Genomic DNA, 14,593 nt, shown 5'->3' on the forward strand with positions numbered 1-14,593 from the left:
TGACTGCAACGACTTCAGGCAGTCACCATATGCGTACATACGCATATATGCAATGGTGTGCTCGGGTCACAACTCCGGCGGGACGTGCGGATGCTTGACCGTCGGCGGCAGAGTCGCCAACGCAGAGATGCGCTTGAGCCCGGCGACCTGCAACAGATCGACGATGATCGACCGCAACTGAGCGAGCACCACCGTCGCCGACAACCCGGCGTTCGAGATCAGTTCCGGCTTCGCTCCGGCAGCGACCGACCGCAACACCCGCGCGGCCTCCGCCGCATCCGGTTTCTGCCCCGGATCGGCGAGAATCATTTGACGTAGGACTTCCACCGCATGCGCCAGCTTCTCCACCTCGTCGACCACCCGCGGGTCCAGAATTTCGTCGTCGCGCACCAAGGTCAACGACCGCCGTGCCAGCACCCGAATATTGCGAACAGCGTTGTCGATGGGGTCGGCTGTCGCCGCCAGGGCCGCCAACCGAGTGCGATGATTCCAGTACATCGGAGAAATGCGCGCGATCTCCCGGCCGCCCTTGAGATCGGTCCGCAGAGCATCGATTCCGGACTGCGTCGCCCGAGCCTTGCGCAACGCATCCTCGATAGGCTTCGGGTCGTTGGCCACCAACCCGTCGGCCACCTTCTGCAACACACTCGCCGCCGTCGCCAACACGTTCGCCGCATCCTTACGCGCCCGCCACACCGGATGCGTCGGAATCAACGCCACGATCGCGATGCCCACCAGACCACCGACCAACGCGTCGACCATGCGGTTGGGGCCACCCATGTTGCCAGGAGGAATGAGGGTCGCCACCAGCACCGCGGACGATCCGGCCTGCATCGCGATGATGGGGCCGCCGTCGAGGAACACCGCAGCCGACATCGCCAACACGACCACCAGCGCGATCTGCCACGGCCCACTGCCGATCAGGGAGATCAACAGATCGCCGACGCCGATGCCGACCGTCACGCCGGCCACCAGCTCGGCCGATCGGCGCAACCGCGCCCCGAGGGACACACCGAGCGAGACGACGGCCGCAATGGGCGCGAAGAACGGACGTTCGTGACCGACGAGGTCCGTAGCGACGAACCACGCGACCCCGGCCGCCAACGCGCACTGCACGATGGGCAACAACGACAACCGCAGCCGCTCGGTGCCCGCCTTCATCCGGGTTCGGCCACGCGCCCGGCTCGCGCGGGCCCGATCAGCCCAGGCCGAGCGCTTCCGCTGCTTTGGGATCACAGTCTTCGAGGAGGTCGAGGCAGCGGGCGTACTCGTCGTGCTCGCCGATGTCGCGGGCGGCTTTGGCGAGGACTGCGACGCATCGGAGGAATCCGCGGTTGGGCTCATGGCTGTACGGGACCGGCCCGAATCCCTTCCATCCGTTACGACGCAACTGGTCCAGACCTCGGTGATAACCGGTACGCGCATAGGCGTACGCGGTGATGGTGGCACCCGATTCGAGAGCGGCCTCGGCGAGATACGCCCACGCGATCGACGCCGTCGGATGGGCCGCAGCAACCGTCTCGGGAGCATCGTGATTCAGCAGTGCGGATTCGGCCTCGTCGTCGCCGGGCAACAGCGTTGGTTGAGGTCCGAGCAGATCACCGAAAGAAGTCATGGCGCTCATTGTGCCCCTACGTCACCCAATCGTGTCCGAACACCCCCGGCGGCGCTCACGCTGCGCTGCACACGCGGTCGATAGGCTGCCAGCTGACGAAATTTCGGACTTACAGCTTTCGAGGAATTCGGTGAACGAGGGAGAACGCATGTCGGACGAGAAGAACAATGCGACCCCCGAGGCCGACACGACCAAGATCGACCTGAACAAGAAGAAGCCGGCCGACGAATCGACGGACGCCCCCACCGAGAAGATCGCTGCACCTGAAGCCGATTCGCCGGTAGCTGCGCCTCGAAAAGCCGAGCCCCAGAAGATCACGCCCAAGAAGATCGCGCCCAGAAAGATCGAACCGCAGAAGGCTCGGCCGCAGCAGGTCGGACCACGCCGCGTCGGACCGCCGGCTGCGGAACCGAACAAACCGAGTCACAAGAAGTGGTGGGCGGCTCTGGTGGCCGCGGTAGTCGTGATCGCGGCAGTGGCCGCCGGTGCGTACCTGCTGATCGACCGCACGAGCGTCGAAGACTCCCCGGAAGCGCAGATTCGCACGACGGTCGAGTCGTTCACCAGGGCGCTGGCCGCTGGAGATCTGGCCACGCTGCGCAGCACGTCCTGCGGAGACCTGGCGACGTTCTATCGCGACATCCCGGACACGGAGTTCGCCGACGTGCATCGGGTGTCCGTGGAGCAGGGCAACATCCCGACCGTCGACAGCATCGACGCCATCCAGGTCACCGACGACACCACGGCGATCGCTCAGGTCATCGCCCACACGGACGCCAACCCGAACGATCGCTCGCCGCGCACCTTCGACCTGAGCCTCGACGGCGATCAGTGGAAGGTGTGCAGCTGAGTACCCATGTGAGTGGAACTTCGTAGTGGGCTACGAGGTTCCGCTCACATGGGGCGCAGCCGCTTATCCGGCGCTGACGCTGCGTCCGGCCGACTTCAGGTCGTTGCAGGCCTCGATCACACGGGCCGTCATTCCGGCTTCTGCCTTCTTGAGGTAGCTGCGCGGGTCGTAGGCCTTCTTGTTGCCCACCTCGCCGTCGATCTTGAGCACACCGTCGTAGTTGGAGAAGAAGTGTCCGGCGATCGGGCGGCTGAATGCGTACTGGGTGTCGGTGTCGACGTTCATCTTCACCGTTCCGTACTCGAGCGCCTCTTCGATTTCGCTCTTCGCCGAGCCCGATCCGCCGTGGAAGACGAAGTCGAACGGCTTCGAGCCCGATGCCAGGCCGAGCTTCTCGCTGGCCACACGCTGACCGTCGGCGAGAACGGACGGCTTGAGCTTGACGTTGCCCGGCTTGTAGACGCCGTGCACGTTGCCGAACGTCGCCGCCAGCAGGTAGCGCGAGCCGGCGTCTCCGGCACCGAGTGCCTCGACGGTCTTGAGGAAGTCCTCGTTCGACGTGTACAGCTTGTCGTTGATTTCTGCCTCGACGCCGTCTTCCTCTCCGCCGACGACGCCGATTTCGATCTCCAGGATGATCTTCGCGGCCGCAGCGCGGGCCAGCAGATCCTTCGCGATCTCCAGGTTCTCGTCGATCGGCACGGCCGATCCGTCCCACATGTGCGACTGGAACAGCGGGTTCTTGCCGGCGTCGACGCGCTCCTGCGAGATCGCGAGCAGCGGACGCACGTAGGTGTCCAGCTTGTCCTTGGGGCAGTGGTCGGTGTGCAGCGCGATCGTGACGTCGTATTCGGCGGCCACGACGTGGGCGAACTCGGCGAGAGCGACAGCGCCGGTGACCATGCTCTTCACACCCAGGCCGGAGCCGAATTCTGCGCCGCCGGTCGAGAACTGGATGATGCCGTCGCTACCCGCGTCGGCGAAGCCTTTGATGGCGGCGTTGATGGACTCGGAACCCACACAGTTGATTGCCGGGAAGGCGAACTTGTGTTCCTTCGCCCGGCCCAGCATCTCGGCGTAGACCTCGGGAGTTGCGATAGGCACGGCGTCATTCCTCCATTGAAAGTTCGATTGTGTCCTGTGCAGTATGGCAACCTCCGGGCTCGGTGTCGTGCGTACCCGCTCACGTCCCTCCCGGGTGGTTGTCCGTCGAGGGGTGCCGAACAGGCCATCGAGTTCACGGTCGGCCGACACCGACTGTTCAGGAGTTGCCGGTTTCGGCCGGTAGTGTGGGCGCGGTGAGTCTTCTTGCTGCTTCGGAATCGGTGACGACGAATCTGGCCCTGTTGCCCGGTTTCCTCGATCCGGTGAACCTGCTCAATTCCTTCGGTCACTGGGTCCTGATCGGTCTGCTGCTGGTGGTGTTCATCGAGTCGGGCCTGCTGTTCCCGCTGCTGCCCGGCGACTCGTTGCTCTTCACAGCCGGTCTGATCGCGGCGTCGAAGTCCACCGAGATCGAGCCGTTCGCGTCCATCTGGACGCTGGTCATCCTGATTCCCATCGCGGCGATCCTCGGTGACCAGGTCGGTTTCCTCATCGGCACCAAGGGTGGTGCCGCCCTGTTCAAGACGAACGACGCCCGATTCTTCAAGAAGAAGTACATCGACGAGTCGCACGTCTTCTTCGAGAAGCACGGCCCGATCACGATCATCCTGGCGAGATTCGTACCCATCGTGCGGACGTTCGCGCCGGTCGTCGCCGGTGCGTCGCACATGAAGTACTCGCTGTTCCTGACGTACAACGTCGTCGGCGGCATCCTGTGGGGCGCGGGTGTCACGGTTCTGGGGTACCTGCTCGGACAGATCGCGTTCATCCGCGACCACGTCGACATCATCTTCCTGCTGATCGTCGCCGTGTCCGTACTGCCCATCGTGATCGAGGTCGGCAAGCGCATGATCAAGGCCCGCAAGACTCCACTCGGGGAAGCAGCCGACGCGATCGAAGCCGACGCCCCGGACTCCAAGTCCTGATCGAGAAATTCCGAAAGCGATCGAGCCCGTGTCACTGACCGCCACAGCATTGACCGCCACCGCACTGCAGACCGTGTCCACCGAGGCCGTCGGCAGTTTCGGACCGCTGCAGTCGGCGGGTCCGCTGGTCGTGTGGGTGATCGTGATGGCATTCGTGTTCATCGAATGCGCGGTGATCATCGGCCTGTTCCTACCCGGCGACTCGATGCTTATCACGGCGGGCATCGTCATGGCGACGCACGCGTCGGGCACCGGCCACATCTGGGCTCTCTCGGTCGGTGCGATGGTTGCGGCGATCGCGGGCAACCAGGTGGGATACATGATCGGCCACCGAACCGGTTCGACGCTGGTGGCCCGCAAGAACGGCAAGTACCTCAACACCAAGAACCTGCACAAGGTCAATCTGCTGCTGGAAAAGCACGGATTCTGGGCGGTTCTCGTCGCGCGTTGGATCCCGTGGGTGCGCACGCTGTGCCCGATGGTCGCCGGGGCGGCGAAGATGGATCACCGTCGCTACACCATCGCCAGCACTCTGGGCGCGATCATCTGGGCACCGGTGCTGCTGCTCGTCGGCTTCTACTTCGGCTCGTTCATCCAGCGCATCCCGTGGCTGATGCCCGCGGTGCTGATCAGCATGATCGTGCTGCTGGTCGTCGGGACGGGTCTGGGTATCTGGCAATACCGCAAGGAAATGGCGCGTCCCGAAGAGACGATCGTCGTCGACGAGGTTGTCGAGTAGGACCAGCCGGTACGACCTAGAATCCGCGGGAGTGCAGCCTGCGGAACGACCTAGAAACCGCGGGAGTGCAGCCTGCGGAACGACCTAGAATCCACCAGCACAGACGCGGTAGGCCGCTTCCATGAGCATCCAGCCACCGAGTTGCACGGACAGGTCGCGTTCGGGCACCTCGGACGGTCGGACCGTTCCCTCGGCGAAGGTGGCGATGTGCAGGCCCTGCCCCGGGAATCGTGCTTCGCGGGTCCAGTCGGCACCGAACAGTGGGTTGTCCTCCACTTCGAGTCTGTTCTCCCATGCGGCCTCGGCCGAGGCGAGGACGATTGCGGCCGCGACCTCTCGTGCACGGTCGTCGGCGTCGGTGTCGCCGGGTAGTTCGGTGGCCACCAATGCGAGGTAGCGCGCGAGAATCGGGTTGAACAGGCCCCCGTCTCCCCCGCCGCCGCCGGTGATGACGAGATTGCGGGTGAGGTGGTTCTCGACGGCGTCGACCAGCGCGTGGACGCGCTGCGCGTGCCTAGGCTCGCCGAGGCGGAGTGCGAGTTCGGTTTCCAGGCCGAGTGCGACGCCCTGGCAGTAGCTGTAGATCGCGCGTTCGACCTCGCCGGACTTGCCCGCGTCGACGAGGGCGCGGGTGGAGTGCATACCGTCGAGGATCAATCCGGTGCGCGAGTCACGCAGGGTGCGGTCCATCCAGTCCGACATCTCCTGGGCGCGCCAGAGCCGACCGGTGCGGGCGAGCATGATGGCGGCCGGGCCGTTGGCAGGCGCGTTGTAGAAGTCGGATTTCTTGCGCCACGGGATGCCGCCGCCTTCGGCCGGAGCCCAGGCGTCGAACAGTTCCATCTCGATCTGCTGGATGCCGCTGCGATTTCCGACGAAGTGCTGACGCTGCGCACGTTCGAGAGCCAACCCGAGCCAGGCCATGTCGTCGTAGTAGTTGTTGGTCCAGCCGGTGAGGTTTCGGGTGCGGTGCGCGCGGGTGATTTTCGTCAGGCGTCGTCGACGTTTTGTGGTGAGTTCGCGGTCGGCGGCATCCACTGCGCAGTCGAGCAGATGTGCCTGCCACCAGTAGTGCCAGCGCAGGAAGGCACGCTCATGCTTGATGGGCGGCCACGCGACGACTCCGAGCGCCGTACCGGGCAGTCCCCACAGCCGACGCATGTGCCGTGCGACGACGGCCCCCTCCGCAGCGTCGGCACGCTGCGACCACAACTCCTGCATACCCGCAATCCTGCCACTACCGTTGCCGAACCGTTACATCCCGTCCTGGTAAGGCCCTGTCTTCACCATGCGGTATCGAGATCGGCGTGGCGACGAATCCACGAGTGCATCGCAATCCCGGCCGCAACACCGGCATTGATGCTGCGTGTCGACCCGAATTGCGCGATCGAGACCGTCATGGACGCGGACTCCCGCGCGCTATCGGAGACGCCGGGACCCTCCTGACCGAACAGCAGCAGGCAGTTGCGCGGCAATTCAGCCGTTTCGATCGGCACCGAGCCCGGGGTGTTGTCGACGGCGACGACGACGAGTCCCTGGTCCTCGGCGAACGCCATCAGCGCCTCCACCGAATCGTGGTGGTGAATGTGTTGGTACCGGTCGGTGACCATCGCGCCGCGACGGTTCCATCGACGCCGCCCGACGATGTGCACCGCCTGCGCGGCGAAGGCGTTGGCCGTGCGCACCACCGTGCCGATGTTCGCGTCGTTCGCGAAGTTCTCGATGGCGACGTGCAGTGAATGACGGCGCGTGTCGATGTCGGCGACTATGGCCTCGCGTCGCCAGTATCGATATGCGTCGACGACATTGCGTCGATCACCGGCGGCGAGCAGTTCGGGGTCCAGTCGCGGGTCGTCGGGCGGCGGCTCGTCGTGGGTGTCCGACCACGGGCCGACGCCGTTCGGGTTCTCACCCCATTCGGTGGGACCGGCTTCGGCCGGTTGGCCGTCGATCTCGTTCTCGCTCAATAGATTTCGTTACTGTCGGGCGCGATCCGGAATCCGTGACCGGTGGCGTCGTTCGCGCACGAGATACCGTTCTCGGCCGAGGTACAGGTGTAGCCACCCTCGGCGATGGTCGCACCGACAGCCAGCGGCGGATCCATCGACTCGCCACCCGAGGTGTACACCACTCCCCCTGAACACATGAATGCCGCGGGACCGTCGTTGGTCACGCGAATACCGTTGCCCCAGTTGATCATGCAGTCGTCGGGCCGCGGCGGAACCGGGGTGGTCGTACCTTGACACCCGGCCTCGGTGCGACTCGACAGCGGCACGATGCCGCATTGAAACAGCCCGTCGGGCGAAGTGAAGTAATAGGCCCCGCCGATCGCGGCATACGTCGTCTGCGGCTCCGCGACCGGTGGGGGTGGTTCGACCGGCGGGGGCGGCGGCGCTTCCGACGTGGTCGTCACCGGCAGCGGAGTCGTGGTCGGTGCGGTCGTCGTGGTGGTCGGCACGGGGGTGGTGGTCGACGACGGAGGCGGCGCTTGCGCAGCCGACTCGCTACTGCAGCCGGTGAGTACGAGCGCCGACCCGATCCCGACCGCGACCGCCCACGCCCGCACCGTTCCGAATCGCACTGTCCCGAATTGTCTTGTCCTGCTCGACCGCACCGTGCTCAGCATGAAGAAAACCCGACCCACCTTTCGACACCTACTGCTCGAAAGACAGACGATACCGGCGCAGCGCCGGCATCGTCCGGTGCGGCGTTCTAGGTGTGGCTCAGACGGCGGTTGACTTCACGGGTGAGCCACGCAGGCGAGAACCGTGAACCGAGCGAGAGCGCCTTGGAGGGCAGTCCGACCGGGAAGTGCACCTTGTGCAACCGACGCTTGACCGGACGGGTGGCGTCGAAGATCGCGTCGGACACATCTTTGACGGTGAGCTTGATGCCCAACGAGCTCGTGGTGCCCGTCGAGATCTTCTCGGTCATCGCCGTCTGGACGAACAGCGGCCACATGGCCTTGACCGCGATGTCGTACTTGCTCCATTCGAGATCCAACGCCTCGGTGATGCCGCGCACCGCGAACTTGGATGCGCCGTACGTCACCAACTCGGGCTGACCGTAGATGGCCGAGGCCGAGCACAGGTTGACGACCTGCGCGCCCGGGGTGTCCCTGAGGTAGGGGAATGCAGCGTGGGTGCCGTAGACGACGCCGTTGACGTTGATGTCGATCTGGCGGCGATGCACCGAGAGCGGCATGTCTTCGAAGGCCCCTGCAGCGAGGATCCCGGCATTGTTGATCAGGATGTCGAGTCGACCGTCACCCTCGGCAACGAACTCCTTCAACCGGGTTTCCCACTGGTCGGAGTTGGTTACATCCAAAGTACCGGTGAACACCCGACCGCTGAGCGAAGCAGCTTCCTTGCCGAGTGACGCCAAACCGGTCTCGTCGATGTCGTACGCACCGACGAGGTAACCGTTGGCAGCGAACTTGAGTGCCGTTGCACGGCCGATGCCGGCCGCGGCACCTGAGATGAAGACAGTTGGTCGAGTCACATCGAACACCGTACATGTAACCCTACTTACGAGTAACCCCCAATCTCCGATCGATCGAACGCCGTCTCCCGACGGCACAGGAGTACCGAAGTGAACGACTCGAGGATCGTGCGAGCCGTCGTCGTCGTGGCGATCGGCTATTCGATAGTGCTGGCAGTCTGGATCGGCTGGCTCGTGGACAAGACCCCGCCCGGCACATTGCCGTACCAGTTGGCAGCCCTGGTGGCCGGATTCGGCGCGGCCCTCGGCCTGGCCATGATGATCGCTGGACGCCCCACGCGCGAGCAGAAGGATCTGATCGAACACGGCGTCGAGGGGTGGGCGACGGTGGACGCGATCCGGCGCATCGACGACGACACCGCCGAGCTGGACCTGGAGTTCACCGTGCCGGGCTCGAGCAGCTACTTCGGCAAGATCGTCTACGGCATTCCCCGAGCCGACACCGCACACTTCGAGCCGGGCACGGTCATCGCCGTTCGAGTGGACCCGGCCCATCGAGAGCGGGTTCTGCTGCTTCCCCGTCACGGCGTCGACGAGTAGTGGCCAGGGCGTCGACGAGCAACATCTGAGCGGCCACGTACGTGGACAGGATCACCGCCTCCGCCGTGCGGCGCTGCCGTTCGTCGGTGAGGAACAGTCGTCGGTGGACGATCAACGCGTCGGACACCGTGAACAGGATGCCGCCCACGACGAGCCGGCGATCACCCCCACGCGAGACCGACCGCGCAGACAACGTCGACGTCGTCGCGAGCACGCCGCCGTAGGCCGACAGGGTCGGGGCGACCGCCGGTTGGCGTCGAGCCAGCAGGATCGACGCGGCCAGCCAGCCCGCGTATCGCGGAACGGCGTCCAGCAGAATCGGTCGCGCACCACGACGCCACAGCAGAAACGTGTAGCAACTCTGCATGACTCCGAATGCCGTGGCACCGAGTTCGAGCGCCGAGTCGTCGTCCGGGTCGATCAACAGCACGTCGCCGATGGTGGCTGCGACCAGACCCGTCGCCAGCACCCGGTCGTGTGCTGGATCGAGGGCGGTGGCCAATGCAGGAACGATCAGCGGCTTGGCAATCTTCTGCAGCCGTGCCGAGCCCGTCCACGCCCCGAGCACTGTCACCGCACCTGCTACCGACGCGGCAACGCGGGCATATCCCACCCGATCGATGTTCACTTCCGACCTTTCCGGGGCGAATACGTCATAACGACCGTCACATGTGACCCTGACCCCTATCGCTTGATACTCGCAGTGAGCGTGGGCATCGTGGACAGGTCGGTCGGATCATTTTCGAAAGCACTGGGGACCATCATGCGCCGCAAACTCACCGGGCACACTCGCATCGCAGGTGACGAGGTCGTCGGCTACCCCAATCCGCTTCTCCGCGACTGCGACCTCCGCCAGGCACAGATCAAGCGCTGGGTCGTCACCCTGTTGATCGTCATGGTGCCGTTCTCACTGTGGATCGGCATCGGTGCCTACTCCGAGCAGCAGCAACGACTCGACGAGCAGCGCACGTCGATCCACCAGGTGACGGCCACCACGACCGATGTCGCAACCGTGGCACCGACTGCCGCGACCAGCTTCGACTCCACCAACGGTGCCGCCGTGACGGCCGTTCCCTCGCAGTGGGTCTACCGAGGCGTCGAGCACACCGGCCGCGTCAGCGTCGACACCGGGTCGCCGGTCGGTACGACCGCTCAGATCTGGGTGAACGACGCCGGCGAGCTGAGCCTGCGGCCACTGACCTCGTCGGATGTCGTCGCTGCCGCGATCTTCAGTGCTGTAGGAAGTTGGATCTTGGCGGCCACTGCGCTGATCGGCTTCTACTACGTCATGCGCTTCCGTTACGACGGGCGCCGAAACGCCGAGTGGGATCGCGAGATCGCCGATCTACTGAGTCGACACTGACCGCTCCCTTCCCCCGAGCTCACCCCACCCGATTTCGACGACCGGTGAGCCTCGCGTTGCGATAGATAGTTAGTGTATGTAACAATAAATCGGTGAGCCATTCCCACGACGACCTCAAAGATCTGGTCTCGGAGCTGGTCACCAGTTCGTCACGCTTCGTTCGCTTGGCTGCCCGATTCGGCAGCGACGAATGGCCCAGAGCGTGGATGCGGGCACTGTCGCTGCTCGAGGAGTATCAGCCCCTGCGCATCAGCACCTTCGCCGAGTTGGACCGATGCTCGCAGCCCTCGGCCACGGCACTGCTCGCGAAGTTGGGCAAGAACGGCCTGGTGACCAAGACGTCCGACCCCGACGACTCGAGGGCCGTGCTTGTCGAGATGACCGAGGCCGGCCATCGGTGGCTCGCCGCGAGTCGCCGTCACATCGTCGACGGACTCGTCCCGTACCTGTCCGACCGAGACCCGGAACAAATCCAGAAATTGACCGACGGCCTGAGCGAGCTTCGCAGCATCCTCGAGCCCGTCGATCGCGAAAAGAGAGGAACTCTTTCGTGACCACCAGCACCTCCCCCGACAGCCTGCTGAAGCAACCGCGCGCAGTGTGGGCCGTCGCGTTCGCCAGCGTCATCGCCTTCATGGGTATCGGTCTGGTCGACCCGATCCTCAAGCCGATCGGCGAACAACTGCACGCCTCGCCCTCTCAGGTGTCGCTGCTGTTCACCAGCTACATGCTCGTCACCGGCGTCGCGATGCTCATCACCGGCGTCGTGTCCAGCCGATTCGGGCCCAAGCGCACATTGCTGGCCGGCCTGGCCGTCATCGTGGTCTTCGCCGCCCTCGCCGGCATGTCCGGTTCCGTCGGCGAGATCATCGGATTCCGCGCCGGCTGGGGACTGGGCAACGCCCTGTTCATCGCCACGGCGCTCTCGACCATCGTCGGCGCAGCATCCGGCGGCGTCGCCCGCGCGATCATCCTCTACGAGGCCGCACTGGGCATCGGAATCGCAACCGGCCCGCTGGTCGGCGGCCTCCTCGGTGGATTCAGCTGGCGCGGACCGTTCTTCGGCGTCGCGGTACTGATGGCCATCGCATTCATCCTGCTGATCGTCATGCTCCCGGACACCCCCAAGCCCGCGCACAGCACGTCGATCCTCGATCCGTTCCGGGCACTGCGACACCGCGGACTGCTGACCGTCGGCATCACCGCACTGCTCTACAACTACGGATTCTTCACCCTGCTGGCGTACACCCCGTTCCCCCTGGACATGGGCACCTACTCGATCGGTTTCATCTTCTTCGGTTGGGGCCTCTGCCTGGCCGTGGCATCGGTGTTCATCGCACCGAGACTGCAGCGGGCCTACGGAACGCTGAACATGATGATGCTCTCGCTCCTGCTCTTCGCCGTCGACCTCGGCGTCATGGCGATGTTCACCGAGAACAAGACCGTCCTGATCGTCGGAACCGTCGTGGCCGGCCTGTTCCTGGGCGTCAACAACACTCTGATCACCGAGACCGTCATGATCTCGGCGCCGGTGGAGCGCTCGACCGCGTCGGCGGCCTACAGCTTCGTCCGCTTCACCGGCGGTGCCGCCGCTCCCTACCTGGCCGGCAAGCTCGGTGAATCCAACATGCACGTCCCGTTCTGGGTCGGCGCGGCCTGCACGGCCCTGGCCATCGTCGTCCTTGCGAGCGGCCGAAAAGTCCTCGCTCACGTGGACGAACACGAGCCGGCACCACACAGCATCGACGAAGCCCGCGCGGTGACAGTAGGCGACTGAGCCTTTCGATCAACCGCTGGATCCGACGGCCGAGAGCATCGCTCTCGGCCGTCGACGTGTATCAATGGCCTCATTCGTCACATCCGTCTCATCAGTAACACTTTGGTAACCAATACCTCAGTAAAGGACTTTTCGGTTCGATGTACCGTCCGGTTGGTTTACGGTCACGTCATCACGGTTGTTCGTGTGACTCACCAACAACACTCGTTCCGCGTGGGAGGACGGGTGCGCGCAGCTCACTGCTGCCACTGACCGAAGGGCCACAATCTCCATGTCGCAGAAGTCGATCGCCAGGTCCAAGAAGGCGCGCCTCGCCGCAGCCGGGGCCGCCATGGCACTGTCACTGTCCATCGCTGCACCGGGAATCGCCAGTGCTCAGGAGCCCAGCACGCCGGAAAGCTCCGAGGTTCAAGCACCGGTGGGCGAAGAATCCGAGGGCGTCGAACCCGCCGCTCCCACAGGCGAACAGGGTGCCGCAGTAGAAGGATCGGGCACCGCAACAGCCGAAGGACAGATCGACGCACCTGTCCCGGCCGTCACGTCCGAGGACGCAGCCGCGGCCGCCGCAGCCGCAGTCCCGACACCCGAAGCCCCCTCCGCCGTTCGTCCACTGCCGCAGATCACCGGCGGCGTCGTGTTCAACGAAGACGGCACGGCCACAGTCAATCTCGACGTCATTCCGCAGTTGTCCGACGCCGAGAAGAAGGCGATCGCCGACGCCGAGGCCGCCAGCAAGGAAGCCGCAGCCGCATCGGCTGCCGCCCAGGTACGACTCGAGACGGCCAAGGCAGCCGAGGCCACCGCGAGCACCGACGCCACCAAGGCAGAGGTTGCTGCTGCCGAGGCAGACGTCAAGGCCAAGGCCGCCGTCACGGCCGCCTCGAACGCCAAGGTCGAGAGCGCAGCAGCGAGCGCAGCGGTCACCGCAGCGAAAAACACCGCTGCCGAACTGAAGACCAAGGCCGACGAAACCAAGGCCGCCGCCGACAGCGCTGCAACAGTCGCAGCCGAGGCAGAGGCGAAGGCGAAGGAGCTCGAAGCCGCAGCCGTCTCGGGCGACCCCGAGGCCACCGCCGCAGCCGAGGCAGCTCGCGCAGACGCCGACGCGAAGGCCGAACTCGCCGCCACCGCCAAGGTCGAAGCCGACGCATCGAACAAGGCGCTCGCGGATTCCGTTACCGCTGTTCAGGATTCGTTCAAGAACTTCAACCTCGCCAAGGTGACCGCTGCAGTTCGCGCTGCCGCTGCCACTGCCGCGAAGTCGCTGGCACTGAACATCGAGGCTCAGACCGCTGCCGCAGTGGCCGCAGTGGCCGAGCAGAACGCGAAGAACCTCGAAGCCGCAGCCGAGGCCGCCGCAGGTGAAGACACTGCATCCGAGAAGGCCGCAGCCGACGCCCGCACTGCCGCCGACGCAGCGAAGGCCGACGCCGACGCCAAGGCCGAGGCGGCAACCGCTGCCCAGGCTGCACTCGATTCCGCGCCGTCGGACGCCGATGTCGCTGAGTTGCAGGCCAAGGCCGACGCAGCCGCAGCGGCACTGGTGACGGCGAATACGGCCGTCGAGACGGCGAACGCCGACCTGCAGGCCAAGACCGACGCAGCCGCGGCCGCCAAGACCAAGGCCACGGAGGCAGCAGCCACGCTGAAGACGGCTCAGGACGCCGCAACGGCCGCCAAGACCGAGGCCGACGCCAAGGCGAAGGCCGAGGCCGATCTCAAGGCCGAGGCAGCCGAATTGGCAGCCAGCGGACCGAAGTTCGAGTGGACCATCAACCTCGGCAATACCGTGAAGGAAGACGTGCCCGTCACCGAGGTCGACGAGAACACCGTCGTCGTCGACGAGACCGGAGTCTCGCTCGTCGGCGTCAAGAACGAGGACGGATCCTTCACCGTCGCGGACTACTTCACCACCGACGACAACGGCGTCGTCAGCGTGGCCGGAGAGCTCCCGCCGGTCGATCTGGCACTCGGCGATTCCTCGAACGAGGCGTCGGGCGCTTCGGACAGCTCGTCGAACACCCCGGTGATCCTGGCCGGTGTCGGCGTGGTCGTCGTCGCAGCTGCCGGTGGCGCGTTCTACCTGCGTCGCCGCAGCTCCACCGATGCCACCTCGTAACACCCGCTGGCTGTGGACGGCGATCCTGACGTTCGTTCTTCTCGTATCAGGTTGTGCGT

16 protein-coding genes are annotated in these 14,593 nt (G+C 65.2%); 8 read left to right on the forward strand and 8 right to left on the reverse strand.

Features of this window, described 5'->3' with window-relative positions:
• Positions 1 to 66 precede the first annotated feature (66 nt).
• On the reverse strand, positions 67 to 1,161 hold the full coding sequence (locus JLZ96_RS22465) for an aromatic acid exporter family protein (RefSeq protein WP_032371495.1): 1,095 nt from the start codon (positions 1,159 to 1,161) through the stop codon (positions 67 to 69).
• 37 nt (positions 1,162 to 1,198) lie between these two features.
• On the reverse strand, positions 1,199 to 1,615 hold the full coding sequence (locus JLZ96_RS22470; protein ID WP_032391235.1) for a DUF3151 domain-containing protein: 417 nt from the start codon (positions 1,613 to 1,615) through the stop codon (positions 1,199 to 1,201).
• Between the two features lie 148 nt (positions 1,616 to 1,763).
• On the opposite strand from JLZ96_RS22470, the gene JLZ96_RS22475 reads away from it, so the two are divergent.
• Positions 1,764 to 2,465, forward strand: a complete 702-nt coding sequence (locus JLZ96_RS22475; RefSeq protein ID WP_156394450.1) for a hypothetical protein — start codon at positions 1,764 to 1,766, stop codon at positions 2,463 to 2,465.
• A 63-nt stretch (positions 2,466 to 2,528) separates the two neighbouring features.
• Here JLZ96_RS22475 and fbaA read toward each other — a convergent pair whose 3' ends face one another.
• The gene (fbaA, locus tag JLZ96_RS22480; protein WP_027494302.1) at positions 2,529 to 3,569 is read right to left on the reverse strand and encodes a class II fructose-bisphosphate aldolase; all 1,041 of its coding nucleotides are present in this window, start codon (positions 3,567 to 3,569) and stop codon (positions 2,529 to 2,531) included.
• A 185-nt stretch (positions 3,570 to 3,754) separates the two neighbouring features.
• Here fbaA and JLZ96_RS22485 point away from each other — a divergent pair, with 185 nt between their 5' ends.
• Both JLZ96_RS22485 and JLZ96_RS22490 read left to right on the forward strand, forming a co-directional pair.
• Positions 3,755 to 4,495 (forward strand): VTT domain-containing protein, encoded by a 741-nt coding sequence (locus tag JLZ96_RS22485; protein ID WP_370878752.1) that lies wholly within the window; start codon positions 3,755 to 3,757, stop codon positions 4,493 to 4,495.
• A gap of 73 nt (positions 4,496 to 4,568) precedes the next feature.
• Positions 4,569 to 5,234, forward strand: coding sequence for a DedA family protein (locus tag JLZ96_RS22490; RefSeq protein WP_027494304.1), 666 nt, complete (start codon positions 4,569 to 4,571; stop codon positions 5,232 to 5,234).
• An 84-nt stretch (positions 5,235 to 5,318) separates the two neighbouring features.
• On the opposite strand, the gene JLZ96_RS22495 is transcribed toward JLZ96_RS22490, so the two are convergent.
• The 4 genes from JLZ96_RS22495 to JLZ96_RS22510 all read right to left on the reverse strand — a co-directional run bounded on the left by JLZ96_RS22495 (position 5,319) and on the right by JLZ96_RS22510 (position 8,735).
• A complete protein-coding gene (locus tag JLZ96_RS22495; RefSeq protein WP_201011312.1) occupies positions 5,319 to 6,455 on the reverse strand; it encodes a glycoside hydrolase family 76 protein in 1,137 nt (378 codons plus the stop codon).
• A gap of 62 nt (positions 6,456 to 6,517) precedes the next feature.
• On the reverse strand, positions 6,518 to 7,201 hold the full coding sequence (locus tag JLZ96_RS22500) for an RNA methyltransferase (protein ID WP_045841394.1): 684 nt from the start codon (positions 7,199 to 7,201) through the stop codon (positions 6,518 to 6,520).
• Positions 7,198 to 7,860: a DUF6636 domain-containing protein gene (locus tag JLZ96_RS22505; RefSeq protein ID WP_374758065.1), complete on the reverse strand. Its 663-nt coding sequence runs from the start codon at positions 7,858 to 7,860 to the stop codon at positions 7,198 to 7,200. The genes JLZ96_RS22500 and JLZ96_RS22505 overlap by 4 nt, the downstream gene beginning before the upstream one ends.
• Before the next feature lie 86 nt (positions 7,861 to 7,946).
• Positions 7,947 to 8,735 carry an SDR family oxidoreductase gene (locus tag JLZ96_RS22510; protein ID WP_027494308.1) on the reverse strand — a complete coding sequence of 263 codons (789 nt, stop codon included), beginning with the start codon at positions 8,733 to 8,735 and terminating at the stop codon, positions 7,947 to 7,949.
• A gap of 90 nt (positions 8,736 to 8,825) precedes the next feature.
• On the opposite strand from JLZ96_RS22510, the gene JLZ96_RS22515 reads away from it, so the two are divergent.
• Positions 8,826 to 9,275 carry a hypothetical protein gene (locus JLZ96_RS22515; RefSeq protein WP_027494309.1) on the forward strand — a complete coding sequence of 150 codons (450 nt, stop codon included), beginning with the start codon at positions 8,826 to 8,828 and terminating at the stop codon, positions 9,273 to 9,275.
• Here JLZ96_RS22515 and JLZ96_RS22520 read toward each other — a convergent pair.
• Positions 9,202 to 9,897 (reverse strand): lysoplasmalogenase, encoded by a 696-nt coding sequence (locus tag JLZ96_RS22520; protein ID WP_052066485.1) that lies wholly within the window; start codon positions 9,895 to 9,897, stop codon positions 9,202 to 9,204. The two genes, JLZ96_RS22515 and JLZ96_RS22520, sit on opposite strands and share 74 nt — an antisense overlap.
• Positions 9,898 to 10,038: 141 nt before the next feature.
• Here JLZ96_RS22520 and JLZ96_RS22525 point away from each other — a divergent pair, with 141 nt between their 5' ends.
• From JLZ96_RS22525 to JLZ96_RS22540, 4 genes are all read left to right on the forward strand, one after another.
• Entirely contained in the window at positions 10,039 to 10,638 is a 600-nt protein-coding gene (locus tag JLZ96_RS22525) for a hypothetical protein (RefSeq protein WP_052066462.1), read from the forward strand.
• A 92-nt stretch (positions 10,639 to 10,730) separates the two neighbouring features.
• Positions 10,731 to 11,192 (forward strand): MarR family winged helix-turn-helix transcriptional regulator, encoded by a 462-nt coding sequence (locus JLZ96_RS22530; protein ID WP_032364936.1) that lies wholly within the window; start codon positions 10,731 to 10,733, stop codon positions 11,190 to 11,192.
• Positions 11,189 to 12,415 (forward strand): MFS transporter, encoded by a 1,227-nt coding sequence (locus JLZ96_RS22535; protein ID WP_032388972.1) that lies wholly within the window; start codon positions 11,189 to 11,191, stop codon positions 12,413 to 12,415. The genes JLZ96_RS22530 and JLZ96_RS22535 overlap by 4 nt, the downstream gene beginning before the upstream one ends.
• Before the next feature lie 271 nt (positions 12,416 to 12,686).
• On the forward strand, positions 12,687 to 14,534 hold the full coding sequence (locus JLZ96_RS22540) for a hypothetical protein (RefSeq protein WP_201011313.1): 1,848 nt from the start codon (positions 12,687 to 12,689) through the stop codon (positions 14,532 to 14,534).
• The last annotated feature ends 59 nt before the right edge of the window (positions 14,535 to 14,593 follow it).

Origin of the sequence: Rhodococcus sp. NKCM2511 (assembly GCF_014905595.1) — a bacterium.
Taxonomy (GTDB): Bacteria; Actinomycetota; Actinomycetes; order Mycobacteriales; family Mycobacteriaceae; genus Rhodococcoides; species Rhodococcoides fascians.

Bases quoted from the DNA above. Each gene is read 5' to 3' on its own strand.
- JLZ96_RS22475 (WP_156394450.1), top strand. From the start codon at position 1,764: ATGTCGGACGAGAAGAACAATGCGACCCCCGAGGCCGACACGACCAAG.
- JLZ96_RS22540 (WP_201011313.1), top strand. From the start codon at position 12,687: ATGTCGCAGAAGTCGATCGCCAGGTCCAAGAAGGCGCGCCTCGCCGCA.
- JLZ96_RS22495 (WP_201011312.1), bottom strand. From the start codon at position 6,455: ATGCAGGAGTTGTGGTCGCAGCGTGCCGACGCTGCGGAGGGGGCCGTC.
- JLZ96_RS22465 (WP_032371495.1), bottom strand. From the start codon at position 1,161: ATGAAGGCGGGCACCGAGCGGCTGCGGTTGTCGTTGTTGCCCATCGTG.
- JLZ96_RS22470 (WP_032391235.1), bottom strand. From the start codon at position 1,615: ATGACTTCTTTCGGTGATCTGCTCGGACCTCAACCAACGCTGTTGCCC.
- JLZ96_RS22505 (WP_374758065.1), bottom strand. From the start codon at position 7,860: ATGCTGAGCACGGTGCGGTCGAGCAGGACAAGACAATTCGGGACAGTG.
- JLZ96_RS22525 (WP_052066462.1), top strand. From the start codon at position 10,039: ATGCGCCGCAAACTCACCGGGCACACTCGCATCGCAGGTGACGAGGTC.